Source organism: Kribbella sp. CA-245084, from assembly GCF_050942355.1.
In the GTDB taxonomy this organism is placed as follows: domain Bacteria; phylum Actinomycetota; class Actinomycetes; order Propionibacteriales; family Kribbellaceae; genus Kribbella.
In genome coordinates, this window is sequence record NZ_CP192053.1 from 5,042,807 (window position 1) to 5,063,816 (window position 21,010).

The following is a 21,010-nucleotide window of genomic DNA, read 5'->3' on the forward strand; positions in this document are numbered from 1 at the left end:
TACGCCTGCGCGGGCTTACTCTCGAAGCCCCTGCGATCTCCTGCCCACTCTCGAGGCGTCATGACTGAACTCCAGCAGCAATGCGAGCTCCTGCGCTCGCTCCATCGCCCGGGCAATCCCCTGCTCCTGCCGAACGCGTGGGACGCCGCTACCGCCCGAGCCGTCGTCGCAGCCGGCTATCCCGTGGTCGCGACCACCAGTTGGGGAGTCGCTGCCGCCCTCGGTTACGAGGACGACGAGGGCGCGCCGGGTGACGAGATGCTCGCCGCGGCCGGCCGGATCGTGCGCGCTGTCGACGTACCCGTATCGGTGGACGCCGAGGCCGGCTACCGGATGGAGCCGGCCGAACTTGTGGCCGCGCTGCACGCCGTAGGCGCTGCCGGCTGCAACCTCGAGGACTCCGACCACAGCACCGGCGGCATCCACGATACCGCCGTTCACGCGGAGTGGCTGGCCGCGATTCGTGCGTCCGCGGCCGCGATCGACTACCCGCTCGTCATCAACGCCCGGATCGACGTGTTCGTCCCGCCGTTCCTGGCCGGCGCCGGGATGGAAGCGTACAGAGAGCTGGTGCCGGCGGCGACCGACCGGGCGAAGGCCTACCTGGACGTGGGCGTCGACTGCGTCTATCCGATCGGCCCCTGGGAATCCGACGCGTTGGGCCAGTTCGTCTCGGACGTCCAGGGCCCGGTGAATGTCACGCACTGGCCAGAGCGTCAATCGTCGGCCGAGCTGGCAGAACTGGGCGTGGCCCGGGTGAGCTGGGCCATTTTCCTCTATGAGGACGCGATGGCCCGGTTCGCCGACGATCTCGGAACGATCCAGGGCTAGGCCGACTCGAGGGCGCTCATCGGCAGGTGGCCGAGCTGGTTGCGTGAGCTGATCTCGAGCTTCGCGTACACCTTCCGCAGGTGCCATTCGACCGTATGGCGGCTGATGTACAGCTCGGCGCCGATCTCCGGGTTGGACAGGCCGTCCCGCGCGAGCCGCGCGATCTGCGACTCCTGACGGGTGAGTACGCCGTGCGGCTCCTCTCCGCGTTTGCGGGCGGTCTCGCCCGAGGCGGACAGCTCTCGTCGCGCACGCTCTGCGAACGCCTCCGCCCCGATCCGGCTGAAGATGTCGTACGCCGTCCGCAGCTGCTCGCGGGCGTCGACCCGGCGTGCCTCGCGGCGCAGCCACTCGCCGTACGCGAGACGTGCCCGGGCGAGATAGACGATCACGCGGGTCCGCTCCAGCCGCGCGATGGCTTCCCGGTAGAGCGAGTCGGCGCTCTCGCTGTCGCTCAGCATCGCTTGCGTCCAGGCCTGGACGCCGAGCGCCCAGTCGGTGCCGGCCGCGGTCGTCCGGTCCGTCAAGCGGCGCAGGGCGTCCGCGGCTTCGTCGTACGCTCCGCTGCGGCTGCCCGCTTCGATCAGCTCGATCAGGGCGAGGCCGTAGATGCCCAGGTCGTCGTACTCGCACGCCACCCGAGCGTGGGCCAACGCGGCGTCGTAGTGGCCGGCCGCGTTGTTCAGGACCGCCATCGCATACCCCTCGCCGCTGATCCCCCGTCCCTCGCCCCGCTCGGTCACGTCTGCGATCCCGCCGGCGAAGGAGGCGAGAACCGCGTCGGGCTGGCCGCCGCGCCAGGCCATGAGCATCAGCGACGGATAGCCCACGGTGGCGCTGCCGGTTGCAGCGGTAATCCCATCGCCTTCCGCGAGCAGTGTCGATGCCGCTGCGAACTCACCGGCGTGTAGATGCACGAAGGCGCGATATCCCAGCGCCAGGGGCAGTGCGGTGAGCGCACCGGACTCGCGGCACACCCGCACCGCCTTGCTCGCCAGCTCGTGCCACTTCGCGTCGTCCCACAGTTCGCCGGCAACGAGCCACGGGATCCAGAACCACCGCAGTACGTCGTTCTCGTCGTCTCCGTCCGCGTTCACGAACGCTTCCATCGCATGCTGCAGCGGCTTCATCCCTGCGATGTAGCCGTCCATGTACAGGGTCGACAGACCGTCGAGCAGGAGATGCGCCGGCCGGTCCGGACGTCGTCCGGCAGGCGCCTTCCGTGCGGCGGCCGCGACCACCTTCGGGCCGACTCCGCGATGGATGCGGCCCACGTAGATCGTGGCCCCGAGCGCATCCAGGTAGGTCTCGCGGGCCGCCTCCGCGTCGTACGGCACGAGCTTCTTGGCCGCGTCGAGCAACACCGGCGGCGCCTCGATACCGCGGCGTACAGCGAAGACGATCTGCGCGCGGAGCCGGGCCAGCTGTGCGCGTCCGAGGCCGTCCAGCGGGGCGGCTTCCGCGATGGCCAGCAGCCGGTGCGCACCTTCCAGTGCGCCCGATCCGACCTTCGCCTCGGCCGCTGCTAGCGCCCGTCGGCCACGACGGCCCGGATCCGGCGTCAGCTCCGCTGCTCGCTGGAGGAACGCGGCGGCAGCGGCGATCCCGCCGCGAGCTCGCGCACGTCCGGCGGAACGCTCCAGCTCGTCGGCGACGGACTCGTCCAGGCCGGGCGCCGCATGACCGAGATGCCAGGCGCGTCGATCGGCATCGCGTTCGGCATCGGTCGCCTCGGCCAGCGCCGCATGCACCCTCAGCCGGTCGGTCGCGGACGCCGTCCGGTAGACCGCCGAGCGCACCAACGGATGCCGGAACCGGACGTAGGCAGCAAGCTCGATCAGTCCCGCCTCCTGCGCCGGCACTCCCGCCCCGATCCTCAGCCCTAGGATGCCCACCGCCCGCCACAGCAGCGCGACATCACCCACCGGCTCGGCCGCTGCCGTCAGCACGAACAGCCGACTCTCCTCCGGGAGCGACTCGACCTGTCGCAGGAAGCTCCGCTCGAGCTGGTTCGCGAGCGGTGATGCGTTCGGAAGCTCGAAGCCGCCCGCCAACTCGGCCGGGCTCAGGCCGCGCGGGAGTTCGATCAGCGCGAGCGGGTTCCCCCGCGCCTCGGCGATCACCCGATCCCGGACCTGATCGTCCAGCCGACCGGGCCACGCCGCGTCGAGGAGCGCCCGGGCGTCCTTGTCCTTGAGCCCGCCGAGCGTCAGCTCCGGAAGCCCGTCCAGTTCGCGTACCTGTACCTGCCCGGACCGGCGTACGGCGAACACCAGCCCGACCGACTCCGCCAACAGCCGACGAGCAACGAACGCAATCGCCTGCGCGGACGCCTCGTCCAGCCACTGAGCGTCGTCGATCACGCAGAGCAGCGGCTGCTCTTCGGCCGCCTCGGACAGCAGCCCGAGTACTGCGAGGCCGACCGCGAACCGGTCCGGCGGCGCCTCCGCGCTGAGCCCGAACGCCGTCTCGAGCGCCCGACGCTGCGGCTCAGGCAGCCGCTCCCGCAGCTGAAGCATCGGCGCACACAACTGATGCAGCCCCGCGTACGCGAGCTCCATCTCATACTCGACCCCGACCGCCCGCGCGATCCGGCACCCACCCGCGCTCTGCTGAAGATAACCGAGCAACGCCGACTTCCCCGAACCGGCATCCCCCCGCACAACCAGCACCTGGCTCTCCCCCGACCGCACACTCCCCACCAGCCGGTCCAGCACCCCACACTCATCCCGCCGACCCCGCAACCCGTACCGCGGATCCTCAGTCGACATGCTCTGGAAGCTACAGCCGCCCGCCCGCTGCTGCCAAGAAAGATTCCTTCTTGTGCGTGCAGGCAATGGGGGAGAAAATCGCGGGTACGGTCGCCCTCCACGTCCGCGTTATGCCGCTGCCCCGGTTAGGAGTGACGTGAGATTTTCGTTCCGTGCTGTCCCCGCTCTTGCACTTGGTGGTTTGGTCGCCGCGCTTCTGGTTCCACAGGTTTCTGCCGGCACCCCCACGACAACCACCGCATCCCCTGAAAGCGTCAACCTCTCTCTGCTGCCGGGTGCTGTCGCCTCGGCCAAGTCGCAACGGATGACTGCGCCTGCGTTGACGTACGCGCCCGCCAACGCGACCGACGTCTTCGTCCACAACGGGTGGACGTCGAACTACGCGTCGGTCGGCAGCGGGTACGACCCGACGCAGGACTGGTTCCAGGTGAAGCTGGCCACGCCGTCGCCGGTGTACGAGGTGTTCACCCGGTGGACCTCGCCGGCCAAGCCGTCGGAGTACGACCTGCAGGTGTCGACGGACGCCGACTGTCAGACGTGGTCGACGGTCACCCATGTGGCGAATCCCGCTGACAAGGATTCCCAGGTCATCGATCACCAGGACCCGGTCACGTGTGTCCGGATGCAGGCGCTCGCGACGACGTCCACCGTCGGCTACACGATCAACGAGTTCGAGATCTGGTCCGGCCCGAAGCCGCCGCCGACGGTGGGACAGATCATCCCCGTGCCGGTGCAGCAGACGCCCGGAAGCGGCCAGCCGTGGCAGCTCACGAACACGTCCCGGATCGTCGTCTCGAGCAGTGCGCTGACGGCCACGGCTGAGGTGCTCGCCGGCTATCTGCGCCCGGCCACCGGGTTCGTACTGCCGGTGGTGACCGGCTCCGCAACGGCCGCCGACATCTCGCTGGCTACCGGTTCGGTGCCCGGCATCCCGCAGGACAAGACGGACGAGGGCTACTCGCTCACGGTGTCGAGTGCCGGCGTGAAGATCGTCGCGCCGCAGGCACACGGCCTGTTCAACGGCTTCGTCAGCCTGCGACAACTGTTGCCAGCAGCAATCAACTCGCCGACGACCGGCGCCGGTCCGTGGACCGCGCAGCCGATCACGGTGCTCGACTACCCGCGGTACCCGCATCGAGGTCTTCAGCTCGACCCGGCCCGGAACTTCATGACCGTGCCCGAGATCCGCTCGATGATCGACCAGCTGGCCGCGCTCAAGGGCGACCGGCTGCACCTCCACCTGAGCGACTCGCAGTCCTGGCGGCTCGAGATCAAGGGCTACCCGGCTCTGGACGGCACAGGCTGCAACGGAGCAGCCTGCATCGCCGGCTTCTACACCCAGGAGGACTTCAAGGGCCTGGTGAAGTACGCCGCCGACCGCTTCATCGAGATCGTCCCGGAGCTGGAAGGCCCGGCCCACGCCACGGCCGCAGTCCGATCCCTCGGCGGCGTCGCGGTCATGGGCTGCCAGGGCCAGACGCAGACCGACCGGTTCTGCACCAACCCGCTCGACCCGGCGAGCGAACGGGCCCTCGCCTTCTGGCGGGACGCGATCGCCCAACTTGCGGCCATCTCCCCCGCACCGATCATCCACATCGGCGGCGACGAGGCCATCGGCATGCCCCACGAGGACTACAAGTGGTGGATCGGCCAGATGGAGAAGATCGTCAACGACAACGGCAAGCAGATGATGGGCTGGAACCCGGCACTCGAGGGTTACGCGCCGGGCTCGACGTCGATCAACCACTACTGGTCCGACTACACCGGCGGCGGTCCCCCGCTGATCAAGCCCGAGTGGTTCAACCAGCACCGCCAGGTCATCACGACGCCGGAGTGGAACGCGTACCTCGACTTCGGGTACGACGGCTCGCCCGGCCGCACGCCGCGTACCGAGCTGGACAAGGCGTACGGATGGGACCCGGAATGGGTCTACGAGAAGTACCGCTCCGTGTGGGCCCAGCCGGCGTACGGCGGTCCGAAGGCTGAGGACATCATCGGCATCGAGGCGCCCATCTGGGGCGAGCAGATGCGCGGACTCGCCACCAACGAGTTCATGGTCTTCCCGCGGCTGGCCGGGATCCTGGAGAAGGCCTGGTCACCCAAGGTCCTCACCCAGGACTACGACTCGTACGTGCAGCGGCTCAGCGTTGCCGGACCGCGGTGGGCGTTCGCGAACGTGAACTACGGCTCGATCGCCCAGGTCAACTGGACGCCGGAATCGATGGGCACGGTCACCCGCTTCGGCGTCGACCGAACCGTCACCGACGCGCCGCTCGGACGTCTGGCGGCAGGCTCTATCCCGCCGGGTGAGGTCACCGCCTCGATCGATTGGGGCGATGGATCCGCAGCCGAAACGGCTCCCATCGCGGGACGCGATTACGTGACAAGCCAACGTCAAGGCCGAAGCCTGATGACTGTCAGCGGGAGCCACACCTACCCCGCTGACGGGACCTATCACGGCACTGTCACCTACACCCGTCAGGCCCAGACCTGGGTCGTGCCGTTCGTCGCGACCGGCATCCCCTCCTGTACGACGATGCTCAGCGGCACGCACAACGGCCCGCTGAATGTCACCTCAGGCGTCGCGTGCTTCGAGGGCGCAACGGTCTCTGGACCGGTGACCGTTGCCGCGGGCGCCGGACTCTACGCCTCCGGGTCAGAGATCCGCGGTCCGGTGACGGCGTCCGGCGCAGGCAACGTGCTGCTCTGCGGTACGACGGTGTCCGGACCGGTGAGCGTGACGGGTCGGACTCGCGTCTGGCTCGGCAACGCGGGCGGCGAGTGTGCGCCGTCGACCATCAAGGGACCGGTGTCGCTGCAGAACAACACCGGCTCGACGATCGTCTCCGGCAACCGCATCAGCGGGCCGCTGGCCTGCTCCGGCAACTCCCCCGCGCCGACGAACGCGGGCCAACCCAACTCGGTGTCCGGCCCGAAGTCGGGTCAGTGCGCCCGACTCTGACAACTCGTTCCTAGCTCGTCCCAACTCGTTTCGAAGGAGAAGGTATCGACTGAGTGGATCGCAGTACCATGACGGCCATGACCGCTCGTGCCACCGACCGCCCCGGGGATCCGTCCCCGTTCGCGCTCGGCTTGCTCCTCCGCCAGGCGCACTGGCGGGCCGGCACGGTGATGGCCGAGGCACTGCGACCACTCGGTATCGAGCTGCGGCATTTCGCTGTACTCATCGCGCTCGTCAACCAGGGCGCGATGATGCAGCGGGATCTCGCCGCCGCGACCGGGTCGGACAAGGCGGGGATCATGCGCATCGTGGACGACCTCGAGCGCAAGGGTCTCGCCGTACGCAACGCCGTACCGGGTGACCGGCGGGCGCGATCGGTGGAGATCACGCCCAAGGGACTCGAGTTGTTCGACGAGGCTCACGACAAGGCCGAGCCGCTGGCCGGGCGGCTGGTCGCCGGTCTCGATGCGGCCGAGGCCAAGCAACTGGAGGCCTTGCTCACCAAGGTGGCTTACCCCTCCGAATAGGCGAGTTGCTTCGCCTTCGTCACCGCGTCCTCGAATGCGCGCTCACGCGAGCGCTCGTACAGCGGAATCAGCTCGGCCATGGCCGGCATGCGGGGAGCCATTGTGAGCTCCGGAACGATGAAGTCGACCTCCATGCCGAGGCTGCCCGCGAGCACTGCCAGCAGGTAGTTCTGCACGAACTCGAAGCCTTCGCGAGGTGTGCCCGGCGCGTAGGAACCGCCACGGCTCGCCACGACGACGACCGGCGTACCAGCAACTGAGTGGCCCTCGCCCGACGTCCGCCCGGGCAGGATCACGCTGTCCAGCCACGTCTTCAGCGTGGACGGAATCGTGTAGTTGTACATGGGGGCGCCGATCAGTACGACGTCCGCCTGCTCGAGCTCCTCGATCAGCTTGACGCGCGCAGCGAGCGCCGCCGACTGCTCCGGCGTGTGCTCGGACGACGGGGTCAGGCCGGCCGTGTAGGCCTCCGCGGTGATGTGCGGGATCGGATCGGCGGCCAGATCGCGATAGATCACCTCGCCGTCCGGATGCTGCTCTTCCCAGGCCTGCCGGAAGGCATCCGCGACGCCGCGCGACGCGGACCTTTCAGTCGGGAAAACGGACGAGTCGATGTGCAACAGCGTGGGCATGGCCCTTCTCTCTCGTGATGTAGTAGTTACTATCAGTATCGTATCGAATGATACTATCTCAATAGAAACTAACCCAAGGTGACGAGTGGAGAGATAGGAGTCATGGACGTCTACGAGGCAGTCAAGAGCCGGCACGCGGTACGCGACTTCACCGACGAGCCGGTTTCACAGGAGGTCCTCGAAACAGTGTTGTCAGCCGCGGCCTGGTCCCCGTCCGGGTCGAACATCCAGCCGTGGCGCCCGTACCTGGTCAGCGGCACCCCGCTGAAGGAACTCAAGAAACGAGCCACCGAACGCATCGCCGCGGGCGACCCGTGGGACGAACCCGAATATGTGCAGTACCCCGAGCCCCTCAAACCGCCGTACTGCGAACGCCGCTCCGCCTTCGGCCGACAGCGGTACGGCGACCTGGGCATCCCCCGCGAAGACACCGAAGCCCGCTACCGCGCCGCCATCGCCAACTGGGACTGCTTCGGCGCCCCCGCCGCGCTCTTCTGCTACATCGACCGCGCCATGGGCCCGGCCCAATGGTCCGACGTCGGCATGTACCTCCAGACCGTCATGCTCCTGTGCCAATCCGAGGGCCTGTCCACCTGCCCCCAAATGGCCTGGGCCAAAGTCCACAAAACCGTCGCCGAAATCCTCGAGCCCCCCACTGACCTGATGCTCTTCTGCGGCATGTCCATCGGCCACAAACAACCCACCGAGACCACCACCCACACCGGCCGGGCCCCCCTCGACGAGACTGTGAGGTTCATGGGCTTCGACTGACCCTGTGGAACGATCGGGGCATGGCGCGGTTCTACGACTATGTGGAGGAGCTGCTCGAGTTCCTGTTCGTGCGGCTTGATGACGACGGGTTCGCGACGCTGGTCGCCCACGAGCCACGGCGGATGCTTGCGCCGTACATCGAGACGGGTCGCGGGCGGTGCGAGCAGCGGAGTGCGGCGTTTGTCGGGTGCGTGAGCTGCTCCGAGATCATCAGCGGTGGGTACGGCGACTACCAGAGCATCAACGTCGAGGCATGGCCGTGCCGGCCGGTGCGGGAGCTGGCGGTGCTGTACGCCGACGCTGCGGAGTACAACGAAGGGTGGCGGCCGGAGTACGCCGGCTTCGTGTCCGGCAGGCTGGTATTCGAGGTGTCCTGAGTCGCGAACTGAGCCGGCGTGGCTGCGAACTCGTCGACCTGGCGAAGACCAACCTCCGCCAGCTACACCGCGAGTAGCCGCAGCTAGGGCTTCGCCTCTTCGACCAGTCGGCAGTGGAGCTCGACGGTCAGGGTGTGGATCTCGCGGGTCAGCTGGGTGTTCGACTTGAGCTCGAGCTCGGACTCGCTGAAGTCGTGGTCGGCCTTGGCCTGCTGGAAGGCGGCCTGCCGGTTCTGGCCGATCATCACGAACGTCGACAGGAAGATGGCCTCGAGCGAAACGGCGAGAGTCAGCGTCGGCCACGGGTTGGACTCGAAGACCAGCATCCAGACCGCGAACAACACGACGTGCACGTACCCGAAGCGCATCGACCCGGCGAACGCCGTGATCTGATCGGCGATCCGCAACTGCAGGCTCTCTGCCCGTTTGGCCGCCTGCGCCACCACGACCGGGTGGTGCCGGCCCTCGTGAAGCAGCGTGTTGTTTGCCATGCGATCTCCCAGGGTGATGTCAGCGCTGAGGCGAGATCCGGGCTACGGGCTGGACCCGGGACCTTCAGGAGAGCTGAATGTGGCTATCGAAACTCGTACGCAAGTCTGCCCAACCTGGGAGTCACGGGCACCACCGGATCGACTCCGCGACACCGGCGCGCGGGACGGCGTACTGGGGTTCTCGCTCGGCAGCGTCGTCGCGCAGCAGGTCGCGCTGCCCCGGCGTGGCCGTGATCGGTCAGACGAGTGGATATCCGCTGCCGTTGTGCCTTCTCTGCTGGTGTGCGAGCAGAGAAGGCACAACTCGCGGAGTTATCCGCTCGTGTTGTCGCAGCCGGGGAGATCGGGTTGCAACCACAACATTTCTTGCGGCAGGACTAGCAGGCCTCATCCCCCACGCGCAGCTCAAGATCTATCCCGGCTCGGCCCTCGGGTTCCTGTTCCAGCCAGGATCCGGCCACGCGCGCCGCTCGCGCTGTCCGCAACCTGACTGCACTCTTGAGACGAATCACAGGGGACCATGGTCGGCGAGGGCTGCTGCTAGTGCGGCGACGGACAGGGTGAAGAAGGCGGCCCAGTTGAGCCAGGCGGATACCCGGGTGTCGTGGGCTCGGAGGTGGGCGGCGGCTGCGGCGGTGAAGTACAGGACGAGGCCGCAGGCGGCGGCTGTGCCTAGGGCTGGTACGGCGAAGCCGGCCACCAGGCCGACCGAGCCTGCGGCGAGTAGGACGCCCAGCGGGACTTGCCATGTCACCGGGACGTGCAGCCGTTCGGCGGTCGCAGTGACGGAACTGTTGTGGGTGAAGTTCATGATTGCGGCGGACGCGTAGGCGATGGCAGCCACCACGGTGACCGCGATATAGCCGGCGAGCATGGGTCGCCTCCTCGAACGGTTAGCTTGGTATCAAGTAACTTAATACCAGGCTACGTCGCTGTAGCTTGGTGTCAAGCTAAACTCCGTGGCGTGGAGAATGACTCCGTCGACCGGATCATGCAGGCGTGGCGGCAGCGGGACCCGAAGCTGGACTCGAGTTCGCTCGAGGTCACCGGGCGGCTCGTGCTGGTCGCGGAGTACTACGAACGGGTCGTCGTCGGCGTACTTCAGCCGTTCGACCTGAGCATCGCCGACTTCGACGTACTGAACACCTTGCGCCGCGTCGGCGACCCGCAAGGCTGCAAGCCCAGCGATCTGGCGCGGTCCGCCCTGATCACGACCGGCGCCATGACGTCGCGGCTCGATCGCCTGGAGCGGGCCGGCCTGATCCGCCGTACGCCGGACCCGGACGACCGGCGCGGGGTGCTCGTCCAGCTCACCCGGCAAGGCAACAAGGTCGGCCGACAGGCGCTCGAGAAGCTGATCAGCACGAACCGGGAATTCCTGGAGCCGCTGACCGACGAGCAATCGGCGTCCATCGCCGCCGCGCTCAAGCAACTACTTCTGCACCACGAAGGCTGACGGTAGGTTGCCGGGCATGGAGTGGAAGCTTGAGTTGGTTTCGGTGCCGGTTTCGGATGTGGATCGGGCTAAGGCGTTCTACACCGAGCAGGTGGGGTTTGTTGCCGACCATGACCATCAGGTGAGCGACGAGCTGCGGTTCGTGCAGCTGACGCCGCCCGGGTCGGCTTGCTCGATCGCGCTCGGCAGTGGGATGGATCAGGCTGAGCCGGGATCCGTTCGGGGCTTGCAGATCGTGGTGGCTGATGTGGACGCGGCGCGGGCCGAGCTGACCGGGCGCGGGGTGGAGGTCTCGGAGGTCCAGGAGTTCCCCTGGGGTCGCTTCGTCTTCTTCAGCGACCCGGACGGCAACTCCTGGGCACTCCAGCAGATCACCAACCGCAACTGACGGCACGCCTCGGCGCGGCGATCATTGGTCAACAGTCTGTTGAATCTTGCGTTCGGGGTGAGGCCGGTGAAAGCCTGATCGGGTGGCGGAGCGTGAATTGCGGGGGCGGCAGCACGAGCTCGCCGTGCTGGGCGGGATGCTCGAGGCTGCACGCCAGGGACGCAGCGATGCCTTGGTACTCCGTGGCGAGGCCGGCACCGGCAAATCGGCGCTGCTCGACGCGCTGACGGCGAGCGTCAAGAGCTGCATGGTCGCGCGCATCGTCGGCATCGAGTCCGAGATGGAGCTCGCCTACGCAGGGCTCTATCAGCTCTGCCGCCCGTTCCTGGACCGGATGGACAGGCTTGCACGGCCGCAACACGAGGCGCTGGGGATCGCGTTCGGTCAGCAGGACGGACCGGCCCCGGATCGGTTCCTGATCGGCCTCGCCGTACTGAACCTGCTCTCCGACGCGGCATCCGAGCAGCCGGTGCTTTGCGTTGTCGACGACGCACAGTGGCTCGACCTGATGTCCGCGCGGATTCTCGCGTTCGTCGCCCGGCGGCTCGAGGCGGAGTCGGTCGTAATGGTGTTCGCCGTCCGCGACGGCATCGACCACGAGCTGACCGGGTTCAACGAGCTCGAGATCCGCGGCCTCGACGACGCCGACGCCCGAGCCCTGCTGGATTCGGTGCTGCCGGGTCCGGTCGACCCGCGGGTCCGCGACCGGATCGTCGCCGAGACTCGGGGCAACCCGCTTGCCCTGCTCGAACTCCCCCGCACCTGGACCGCGGCCGAGCTCGCCGACGGCCTCCGCAGTACGACGCTGGCGAGCCAGATCGAGGACAGCTTCGTCCGACGCGTCGAAGCGCTGCCGGCCGAAACCCGGCTGCTCCTCCTGGTCGCGGCGGCCGAACCGCTCGGTGACGCGACGCTGCTCTGGCGGGCGGTCGAGCGACTCGGCCTGGGCGCCGATCCGGCCGCGGCTGCGATCGAGGCCGGACTGATCACGTTCGGGCAGCAGATCGCCTTCCGGCATCCGCTGGTGCGATCGGCGGCGTACCGGACGGCGACAGCCCAGGACCGGCAGGCCGCGCATCAAGCCCTGGCCGACGTCACCGATCCCGAGATCGACCCGGACCGCCGGGCCTGGCACCGAGCCCAGGCGACCGTACGGCCTGACGAGGACGTCGCGGCCGAGCTCGAACGCTCCGCGAACCGGGCCCAGGGTCGTGGCGGTTTCTACTCGGCCGCGGTGTTCCTCCAACGCTCCGCCGAGCTGACGCCGGACCCGGGCCGCAGAGCCCAACGGACACTGGCCGCAGCGGTGGCCAAGCGCAGCTCCGGCGCACTCGACTCGGCTCTTGACCTACTTCGCGCGGTGACCGCCGGTCCCCAGGACCCGCTCCGGACAGCCGAGGTCGAACACCTGCGCGGCGAGATCGCCTTCGACCAAGGCCGACCCCGCGAGGCCGCCAGCGGGTTGCTCGCCGCGGCCAAGCAGCTCGAGCCGCTCGATCCCGATCGGGCCCGGGTGGCCTACCTCGAAGCGATGTCGGCCGCCATCTGGGCGAGCGGCCCGAGCGCGCCGGGCATCGTCGCCTACGCGGCGGCCGAGACGCCTCCCGTGCCTGCCTCCTCCGACTCGCCGATCGACGTTCTGCTGGAGGCCCTCGCGCTGCGCTACACGCGCGGCTACACCGCGGCCGCGCCCCACCTCGTCGCGGCTCTCGACAGAGCGCGCGCTGCCGAAGTCGGCGCGGAAGACGTCGGAGACTGGTTCTGGCTCACCGGCAACCGCGGCATCGGCATCGTCGCGGTCGAGGTCTGGGACTACGAGGCCGCGCTGGAGCTCGCGACCCGCCAGGAGCGGACCGCACGCGCGACCGGTGCGCTCGTACAGTTGCAGTTCGCGCTCAACTTCCGGGCCAACATGCTCTGCGCGACCGGTGATCTGGAGACCGTGTCCCGCCTGGTCGAGGAGGACGCCGGCATCGCCGCAGCGACCGGCAACGCCAGCGTCGGCACCGGCCGGCTGTTCCTCGAGGCGTACCGCGGCAACGAGTCGACAGCGCGCAAGCTCATCGACACGACCCTGCGGAGCGCGACCGATCAGGGCCAGGGCCGGATCGCCGCGTTCGCGACGTACACGAATGCCGTGCTGCACAACGGTCTCGGCCGGTACGACGTGGCCAAGGACGCGGCGTTGCAGGTGTTCGAGCAGGACGTCCTCGGGTACGGCGCACTCGCCGCCAGCGAGCTGGCGGAGGCCGCGTCGAGGACGGGTGACGCCAAGCTCGTCGAGAGTGCACTCGCCTGGCTGACCGAGCGGACGACCGCCACCCCGACGGACTGGGGACTCGGCATCGAGGCGCGCGTCCGTGCCCTGCTCAGCGCCGACGAAAGCGGGTACGTCGAGTCGATCGAGCACCTCGGCCGGACGAGCCTCCGGATCGAGCTCGCCCGTTCCCACCTCCAGTACGGCGAATGGCTGCGGCGTGAAGGCCGTCGCGTCGACGCCCGCGAACAGCTCCGGATCGCACACGAGCAGCTGGAACAGATGGGCCTCGAAGCCTTCGCGGAGCGCGCCCGGCACGAGCTGCTCGCGACCGGCGAGACGGTTCGCAAGCGCCGCCCGGACACGCTCAACGACCTCACCGCGCAGGAGACGCAGATCGCCGGGCTAGCGCGCGACGGGATGACCAACCCCGAGATCGCGGCCCAGCTGTTCATCAGCCCGCGCACAGTCGAATGGCACCTGCGCAAGACCTTCTCGAAGCTAGGAATCACCTCCCGCCGACAGCTTCGTACTGCACTGACCCGCTGACGCCGGCCAGGGTGGGCACACGTCGGTGGGCCAGGGACTGTGACGGGCGCGACCAAGTCGCCGAAGAGCGATCGTCGATGACATGAACACCGACCGGAAAACCTTGGCGAATGCTCGCCGCGTGCAGCTCAATGACCGGGCCGACCTGGCTCGCCTCACCGTCGTCCCCCAGCCGCGCACGGATCTCGTGGCCCGGCTCGCCACCGTTCCCGGTCTGGTCCGCCCCGGCGTCGCGCACTGGGACATGAAGGAACGCCTCCCGCTGCACCCGCTCTCGGTGGAGAACGCGTACGGCGACCCGCAGCTTCTGCCCGACCTCGGAGCCGCTGCCGTGGACTTCGCCCGGCGCATGGGGGTTGAGGTCGTCGTCGGCGCCGAGACCGGCGGCATCCCGCTCGCGACCGCGGTCGCGCTCGCCGCCGGCCTCCCGTTCGCCTTCGTCCGCAAGCCCGGGTACGTCGGGCACGAGGACCACGAACCCAGCGTTCGCGGCGCGTCGGTGGCCGGTCGACGGGTGCTGCTCGTCGACGACGCGGTGTCCTCAGGCGGCGCGCTCGAGGCGTTCGCCGACGAGCTGCAGAGCGAGGGAGCGATCCTGGTCGGCGCCTTCACGCTGGTCGACATGCGCGACGTCGCCACCACGGTGGCGCCGATCGCCAAGACCCTCCCGATCGAGTCGGTCGCCACCTACCTCGACGTACTCGATGCCGCGACCGATCACGGCGTACTCGATCCGGCCGTCCACCACCTTGCCGTCGATGCCCTGGTCAACCACTGGTCGAACGACGATCCCCGCTGGTCCCTGCTGGACCACGCTGCCTGAAGGGATTTGTCGGCAGGCCCCGGTAGGGTCCTGGGGTGGATGTTGGGGAGCGGATTCAGGAACTTGCCGATCAGATCGTCGTACTGCGGGACGCCTATTACCGCGGCTCGCCGTCGGTGGCCGACGCGGAGTACGACGCGATCGAGGACGAGCTGCGATCGCTGATCGAGGCCAACCCGGAGCTCGCCCCGGATCCGAACCCGCTGGACCAGGTCGGCGCGCCGACGGTCCTGCACGCGCCGGTCCGGCACTCACGGCCGATGCTGTCGCTGGAGAAGGCGACCCGGCCCGAGCAGGTCGAGGCGTTCTTCAGCCGCTTCCCGGGCCAGTCCGTCGTCGTGATGCCGAAGCTGGACGGCCTCTCACTCGCCCTGGTCTACGAGAACGGCCGCCTCGCCCGAGCGGTCACCCGCGGCGACGGGACGACCGGCGACGACGTGACCCCGCTCGTGCGGGCGCTCACGGACGGAGTGCCGGCCAAGCTCGACGTACAGGACCGCGTCGAGGTGCGCGGTGAGGCCGTCATGCTGCGCTCCACATTCGCTGCCTACAACGCCGCCCACCCCGACAAGCCGCTGATCAACCCGCGGAACGCCGCCGCCGGCACGCTGCGCGCCAAGGACCCGGCCACCGTCGCCGAGCGACGCCTGCAGTTCCTCGCCTTCGACCTGCTCACCGACAGCGCCGACACCGACCTCGAGCGTGCGCTCACCACGATGGGCTTCACCGTCGCCGACATGCGGCACTGCGACGACGCCGCCGCGGCGCAGACGGTCATCACCTCGATCGAGCAGCGACGTAACGACCTCGACTACGACCTCGACGGCGCCGTACTGCGGTTGGCCGATCGCGATGCCTTCGCCGCCGCGGGCACCCGGTCGAGCTCGCCCCGCGGCGCGCTGGCGTTCAAGTTCGCCGCCGAGGAGAAGACGACCGTGCTCGCCGACGTGGTCTGGGATGTCGGCAAGACCGGCAAGATCGCGCCGGTCGCCTGGCTCGAGCCCGTCTTCGTCGGCGGTACGACGGTCACGCGCGCGACCCTGGCCAACCAGGAGGTGATCCGGGCCCGCGACATCAAGATCGGCGACACGGTCCTGGTCCGCCGGGCCGGCGACGTGATCCCGTTCGTGGCCGGCGTACTCGACGCCTCGAAGCGCACCGGCGACGAGCAGGACATCGTGCCGCCGGTCGTCTGCCCGTCCTGCGGATTCCCGTTGACCGAGCAAGGCAACAGCCGCGAACTGTTCTGCACCAACGTCTCCTGCCCGGCCCAGACCGTGCGGCGGCTGATCCACTGGGCGTCGCGCGCGGCGGCCGATATCGACGCGATCGGCGGGGTCTGGATCGAGCGGCTGGCCGAGGCCGGGATCCTCGAGAACCCGTCGGACTTCTACTACCTGACCGCCGAGAGGCTGCTCGAGTTCGACCGGATCGGCGAGGTCTCGGCGGCGCGGATGATCGAGTCGATCAACGCCAGCCGTCAGGTCGGCCTCCGCCGGGCGATGATCGGCCTCGCGATCCCGATGGCCTCCGAGGGCACCGCGGCCCGGCTGTGCCGCGCGGGCTTCGGCTCGCTGGAGGCGGTGGCCGACGCCGGCGAGGAAGGCCTCGTAGCCGTGGACGACATCGGCCCGAAGGTCGCTGCATCACTCATCGAGCACCTGAACCGGCTACGCCCGGAGCTCGAGCGGCTGCGGGAAGCGGGCGTTTCGCTCGACGTACGCGAGGAAGACCTGCCGCCGGTGGTCGCCGCCGGTGCACCGCTGGCCGGCAAGACCGTCGTCGTGACCGGATCGATCAGCGACCCGCGCTCCGGCGAGAAGGTCGCGCGGCCGGCGTTCCAGCGGCTCTGTGAGAAGGCCGGCGCGAGCATCGCCTCGTCGGTCTCGGCCAGCACCGACCTTCTCATCACCGGCGCCGACGTCGGCGCCTCGAAACTCACCAAGGCCGAGAAGCTCGGCGTCACCGTCGTCGACCAGTCCGAGATCTGGCAACAACTCCAGGCCGCCGATCTCCTGAACTAGATGTGTCCAGTTCCTGACAGCACGGTGGCGCGTGGCGGGCCGGAGCGGACAGGGTTGACGGTATGACGGACAAGCACCGTGAAGCGACCGGCTTTCAGGAGCAAGCGCCGTACGACGAATCGATCGACCTGCGCACCGATTTCGTCATGGTCTACGGCCTCAACGACACCACAGCGCAGCGGATCGCCCGGTGGCGGGAGGCCGGGTATCGCGTCCACCTGATGACCGGCATCTCGTGGGGCACGTACCAGGACTATCTCGACGGGCGGTGGGACGGCTCCGACCACTGGGCCGACGCTCAGACCACTGGCGACGGCAAGCCGATCCTGCACGGTCAGAGCACCGACATCCCGTACATGGTCCCGACGTTCAGCTTCACCGAGTACCTGGTCCAGAAGCTCCGCCCGATCATCGAGCTCGGCGTCGAGGGCATCCACCTCGAGGAGCCTGAGTTCTGGGCGCGGGCCGGCTACTCGGAGTCGTTCAAGCGCGAGTGGCAGGCCTTCTTCAAGGAGCCGTGGCAGCCCCCGCACAGCAGTCCCGAGGCGCACTTCCGCGCTGGACAGCTCAAGCAGCATCTCCTCTCCCGCAGCCTCGACCGCGTCACCTCCGTACTCCGCGACGAAGCGCTCCAGCAAGGCCGTGAGGTCCGCTTCTACGTCCCGACCCACAGCCTGCTGAACTACACGCAGTGGCAGATCGTCAGCCCCGAATCACGCCTGCGGACGCTCCCCTCGATCGACGGCGCGATCGCGCAGGTGTGGACCGGGACCTCCCGGACACCGAACGTGTACGCCGGCAAGGTCGCCGAGCGCACGTTCGAGACGGCGTACCTCGAATACGGCATCGCGCAGGACCTGACCCGCGGCACCGACCGGCGGATGTGGTTCCTGCACGACCCGATCGAGGACCACTCGGACCGCACCTGGGAGGACTACCTCGCCAACTACCAGCGCACGCTCATCGCGTCGCTGCTGCACCCGGGTGTCTCGCGGTACGAGGTGGCCCCGTGGCCGAACCGGATCTTCAACCGCCCGTACCTGCGCGAGGGAACCGACGAGCGGGAGCTCATCCCGGCCGACACCGCGACCAGCTACCTGATCGCGATGAACAGCCTGCGCGATCTGGATCAGCCGGACGTGCGATGGGATCAGCAAGGCCCGCGGATCGGGATCGCGCTCTCGGACACCGCGATGTTCCAGCGCTGGTCCCCCGGCGGTGAGAGCGGGCACTACGACGGTCTGCAGGACGCGCTGGCGCTGGAAGGACGTGAGCAGCTGCACTTCTCGGACTTCTACGGTCTCGCGCTGCCGCCGCTGTTCGACGGGCAGCGGGTCGCGCCGGTGCAGCTGGAGAACGTGATCGACACACCGGATGCGCTGGACGATGTCGACGTACTGGTCCTGAGCTACGAGTTCCAGAAACCGCTGGCGCCGAGCATCCACTACGCGCTGGCCGGGTGGGTCAACCGCGGCGGCAGTCTGCTGTACGTCGGCGATGGCGCTGATCCGTACCACGCGATCCGCTCGTGGTGGACCGGCCGCTACACCACCTGCGCCGACCACTTGGCCGAGGCGCTCGGCGCGGGACGCGACGGCATCCAGTCGATCGGGAAGGGGCGGGTCCGATTCCTGCCGGTCCGCCCGGCCGATTTCACCGAGTCGCCCGAGCGCGCGGCCGAGCTGGTCGCGGCGATCCGCGAGCTGGCCGAGGCGGGCGGCCATACCTGGCAGTCGAGCAACTGGTTGTCGGTGCAGCGCGGTCCGTACCTCATCGGGGCCGTACTGGACGGCGCCCATGTTGTCGAAGGCAACTATCTCGATCTGCTCGATCCGGCGCTGCCCATCGTCCAGCGGCGCGAACTGGGCCCGGGGCAACTGACCTGGCTCCGCGACCTCAGCTACGACGAACAGCCCCTGCTCGCCTCCGCCGGCCGGGTCGAGGACTGGAGCTCCGACGAGACCGGCATCCGCTTCACCTGCGAGGCTCCCCGCGGAGTACAGGTCACGACCGCACTCCGCGTCCCGTCCGAGCCGACTGCCGTCAACGGCGACGACATCGAGGCGCGGTACGAGGACAACATCCTGTGGTTGCGTCATCCTGGCAATCCGGACGGGACCCACGTAGAAATCAGGTTATGACGGATGCGGTGGTCTTCGATCTCGACGGGGTGCTGATCGACTCCGAACCGCTGTGGGACGACGTACGGCGAGGCGTCGTGGCGTCCGCCGGCCGGGACTGGCCCGCGGACGCCACGGAAGCCTTGCAGGGGATGAGCACGCCGGAGTGGTCGGCGTACCTGACCGACATCGGCGTACCGGGGTCGGCCGAGGAGGTCGCGACCAGGGTGATCGACGGCATGGTGGAGCGCTATCGGTCGCACTTGCCGTTATTGCCCGGCGCGGTCGAGGCGGTGCAGCGGCTCGCGAGTCGCTGGCCGCTCGGGCTGGCGTCGTCGTCGCCTCGGCGGCTGATCGACACCGTGCTCGAGTCGGCGCGCCTGACCGAGCACTTCCGCGTCACGGTCTCCACCGAGGAGGTCGGCGCGGGTAAGCCCTCCCCCGCGGTCTACAACGAGGTGGTAGGGCGGCTCGGGGCGGACTCGTCCCAGGTCGTCGCCATCGAGGACTCCAGCAACGGGCTGCGCTCCGCATCCGCGGCGGGGCTGCGGGTCATCGCAGTACCGAACGCGAACTACCCGCCGCAGGACGACGCACTCGCGCTGGCCGACGTCGTCGTGCACTCCCTCGACGAGGTGACGACGGACCTGGTCAGCTAGAGGGCCCGGACGCGGTTGTTGCGCGGATTGTGCTCGAGCTCGACCAGGCCGAGGACTTCGAGGACGGGCGGGACGTAGTTGGCGAAGCGGCCGCGGTAGCCCTTGCGGAGGCCGTACCAGCCGCCGACCGGGTTGTCCTCGGAGCGCGCCCAGGCCTCGACCGTGCCCGGTGCGGCCGGCTTCTGCTCGTCGGCGTTGCCGAGCGGCATCCAGTCACCGTGCGTCTTCAGCATCGCGTGCAGATCGTCGATACAGCGGACGTCGTAGCTGAGCTTCGTCGTACCGACCTGGCACACGAGGGCCGACTCGTCGCGATACACCTGGTACTGCGAACTGCCGGGCGGCGTGGTCAGCACCCACGGGTCCGCGGCCGTTCCCGAACCTTGTCCGTCCATGACTCCCCCTCTTGGTCCACTTTCGGTTACCGTAACACTCAAGTTACCGAGCTGGGGAGGGCCACAAGTGGAACCGGGTGAGGCCGCGCCCGCGCTCGACGCGTTGGGTGACGCGAACCGGCGGGCGATCGTCGAGATCCTCGGCAGCGGTGCGCTGTCGGTCCGGCAGATCGCCGAGCAGCTGCCGATCAGCCGACCGGCCGTATCCCGGCACCTGCGATTGCTGAAGGACGCCGGGCTCGTGAGCGACGTACCCGAGGGGAATCGCCGGGTCTACCAACTGCGCGAGGAGGGCGTCGACGCCGTGCGCGCCTACTTCGCGGAGGTGTGGGGGTCGGCCGCGACCCGGTTCCGGATCGTCGCCGAGAACACCTCGGAGGAGCGATGATCGAGCCGCTGGTAGTCGAGTTCGACGTGGACGCGTCGGTTGCGCACGCCTTCGACGTGTGGACCCGCAAATGCGTCACCTGGTGGCCGACCAGTCACACCGTCAGCGGTGATCCGGCGGCGATCACGTTCGAGCCGTTGCCCGGCGGGCGAATCGTAGAGACCGGACCGGACGGCGCCGAGCACCTGTGGGGCGAGGTCCTCGATTGGGAACCGCCCGGGCGGCTGCGATTCCTGTGGCACCTGTTCTTCGACCGCAGCGAGGCCACCGAGGTCGAGATCACGTTCAACCCGCGCGGCGACGGCACCGTCGTACGGCTCGAACAGACTGGCTGGGACAACCTTGGCCCAGCCGGCCGCCCACGCCGCGACCGAACGGGGGCGGCGTGGGCGGCGATCACCTCGCGCTACATCGCCGCTTTGTAAGACTGTTGGCGTCCCCCACGATCTCCTAGTTTCCCCTTGTATGCCGTGCATACGAGCACCGAACGAATTCGGTTCAGTGTGAACCGTCTTGCGTCGGTGCCCGTGTAGGGCCCATACATTCCGGCGAGTCGACTCGAGACGGCCGTGAACAACAGGGGAGAAAC

19 protein-coding genes are annotated in these 21,010 nt (G+C 68.7%); 14 read left to right on the forward strand and 5 right to left on the reverse strand.

Annotated features, from left to right (window positions below):
- The first annotated feature begins 60 nt into the window (after positions 1-60).
- Positions 61-831 (forward strand): isocitrate lyase/PEP mutase family protein, encoded by a 771-nt coding sequence (locus ACQPYH_RS24210; protein ID WP_432875481.1) that lies wholly within the window; start codon positions 61-63, stop codon positions 829-831.
- Here ACQPYH_RS24210 and ACQPYH_RS24215 read toward each other — a convergent pair.
- Positions 828-3,602, reverse strand: coding sequence for an AAA family ATPase (locus tag ACQPYH_RS24215; RefSeq protein WP_432875484.1), 2,775 nt, complete (start codon positions 3,600-3,602; stop codon positions 828-830). The genes ACQPYH_RS24210 and ACQPYH_RS24215 overlap by 4 nt on opposite strands.
- Positions 3,603-3,906: 304 nt before the next feature.
- Between ACQPYH_RS24215 and ACQPYH_RS24220 the strand changes: the two genes are divergently transcribed.
- Positions 3,907-6,564 carry a beta-N-acetylhexosaminidase gene (locus ACQPYH_RS24220; protein ID WP_432875486.1) on the forward strand — a complete coding sequence of 886 codons (2,658 nt, stop codon included), beginning with the start codon at positions 3,907-3,909 and terminating at the stop codon, positions 6,562-6,564.
- Positions 6,565-6,641: 77 nt separating this feature from the next.
- A complete protein-coding gene (locus ACQPYH_RS24225; protein ID WP_432875489.1) occupies positions 6,642-7,091 on the forward strand; it encodes a MarR family winged helix-turn-helix transcriptional regulator in 450 nt (149 codons plus the stop codon).
- Here the strand turns inward: ACQPYH_RS24225 and ACQPYH_RS24230 are convergent.
- Entirely contained in the window at positions 7,076-7,723 is a 648-nt protein-coding gene (locus tag ACQPYH_RS24230) for an FMN-dependent NADH-azoreductase (RefSeq protein ID WP_432875492.1), read from the reverse strand. The two genes, ACQPYH_RS24225 and ACQPYH_RS24230, sit on opposite strands and share 16 nt — an antisense overlap.
- A gap of 102 nt (positions 7,724-7,825) precedes the next feature.
- Here ACQPYH_RS24230 and ACQPYH_RS24235 point away from each other — a divergent pair, with 102 nt between their 5' ends.
- Together ACQPYH_RS24235 and ACQPYH_RS24240 are read left to right on the forward strand one after the other, a co-directional pair.
- Positions 7,826-8,494 carry a nitroreductase gene (locus tag ACQPYH_RS24235; protein WP_432875494.1) on the forward strand — a complete coding sequence of 223 codons (669 nt, stop codon included), beginning with the start codon at positions 7,826-7,828 and terminating at the stop codon, positions 8,492-8,494.
- Positions 8,495-8,514: 20 nt separating this feature from the next.
- Positions 8,515-8,871: a hypothetical protein gene (locus ACQPYH_RS24240; protein ID WP_432875496.1), complete on the forward strand. Its 357-nt coding sequence runs from the start codon at positions 8,515-8,517 to the stop codon at positions 8,869-8,871.
- 83 nt (positions 8,872-8,954) lie between these two features.
- On the opposite strand, the gene ACQPYH_RS24245 is transcribed toward ACQPYH_RS24240, so the two are convergent.
- Positions 8,955-9,362, reverse strand: a complete 408-nt coding sequence (locus ACQPYH_RS24245) for a DUF1003 domain-containing protein (RefSeq protein ID WP_432875499.1) — start codon at positions 9,360-9,362, stop codon at positions 8,955-8,957.
- A 508-nt stretch (positions 9,363-9,870) separates the two neighbouring features.
- Complete coding sequence (locus tag ACQPYH_RS24250; protein ID WP_432875501.1) at positions 9,871-10,236, reverse strand: DoxX family protein; 366 nt, start codon at positions 10,234-10,236, stop codon at positions 9,871-9,873.
- A 90-nt stretch (positions 10,237-10,326) separates the two neighbouring features.
- Here ACQPYH_RS24250 and ACQPYH_RS24255 point away from each other — a divergent pair, with 90 nt between their 5' ends.
- From ACQPYH_RS24255 to ACQPYH_RS24285, 7 genes are all read left to right on the forward strand, one after another.
- Positions 10,327-10,818 carry a MarR family winged helix-turn-helix transcriptional regulator gene (locus ACQPYH_RS24255; RefSeq protein ID WP_432875504.1) on the forward strand — a complete coding sequence of 164 codons (492 nt, stop codon included), beginning with the start codon at positions 10,327-10,329 and terminating at the stop codon, positions 10,816-10,818.
- A gap of 16 nt (positions 10,819-10,834) precedes the next feature.
- Complete coding sequence (locus ACQPYH_RS24260; protein ID WP_130447619.1) at positions 10,835-11,206, forward strand: glyoxalase superfamily protein; 372 nt, start codon at positions 10,835-10,837, stop codon at positions 11,204-11,206.
- 82 nt (positions 11,207-11,288) lie between these two features.
- Positions 11,289-14,012, forward strand: a complete 2,724-nt coding sequence (locus ACQPYH_RS24265; RefSeq protein WP_432875507.1) for a helix-turn-helix transcriptional regulator — start codon at positions 11,289-11,291, stop codon at positions 14,010-14,012.
- Positions 14,013-14,094: 82 nt separating this feature from the next.
- Positions 14,095-14,835: an orotate phosphoribosyltransferase gene (locus tag ACQPYH_RS24270; protein WP_432875510.1), complete on the forward strand. Its 741-nt coding sequence runs from the start codon at positions 14,095-14,097 to the stop codon at positions 14,833-14,835.
- Positions 14,836-14,870: 35 nt separating this feature from the next.
- Positions 14,871-16,859 (forward strand): NAD-dependent DNA ligase LigA, encoded by a 1,989-nt coding sequence (ligA, locus tag ACQPYH_RS24275; RefSeq protein WP_432875513.1) that lies wholly within the window; start codon positions 14,871-14,873, stop codon positions 16,857-16,859.
- 62 nt (positions 16,860-16,921) lie between these two features.
- On the forward strand, positions 16,922-19,000 hold the full coding sequence (locus tag ACQPYH_RS24280; RefSeq protein ID WP_432875515.1) for a hypothetical protein: 2,079 nt from the start codon (positions 16,922-16,924) through the stop codon (positions 18,998-19,000).
- Positions 18,997-19,638, forward strand: a complete 642-nt coding sequence (locus tag ACQPYH_RS24285) for an HAD family hydrolase (protein WP_432875516.1) — start codon at positions 18,997-18,999, stop codon at positions 19,636-19,638. The genes ACQPYH_RS24280 and ACQPYH_RS24285 overlap by 4 nt, the downstream gene beginning before the upstream one ends.
- Here ACQPYH_RS24285 and ACQPYH_RS24290 read toward each other — a convergent pair.
- Positions 19,635-20,033, reverse strand: a complete 399-nt coding sequence (locus ACQPYH_RS24290) for a DUF6855 family protein (protein ID WP_432875518.1) — start codon at positions 20,031-20,033, stop codon at positions 19,635-19,637. The two genes, ACQPYH_RS24285 and ACQPYH_RS24290, sit on opposite strands and share 4 nt — an antisense overlap.
- Before the next feature lie 67 nt (positions 20,034-20,100).
- On the opposite strand from ACQPYH_RS24290, the gene ACQPYH_RS24295 reads away from it, so the two are divergent.
- Positions 20,101-20,421, forward strand: coding sequence for an ArsR/SmtB family transcription factor (locus tag ACQPYH_RS24295; protein ID WP_432875520.1), 321 nt, complete (start codon positions 20,101-20,103; stop codon positions 20,419-20,421).
- Positions 20,418-20,846 carry an SRPBCC domain-containing protein gene (locus ACQPYH_RS24300; RefSeq protein ID WP_432875522.1) on the forward strand — a complete coding sequence of 143 codons (429 nt, stop codon included), beginning with the start codon at positions 20,418-20,420 and terminating at the stop codon, positions 20,844-20,846. The genes ACQPYH_RS24295 and ACQPYH_RS24300 overlap by 4 nt, the downstream gene beginning before the upstream one ends.
- Positions 20,847-21,010: the final 164 nt, after the last annotated feature.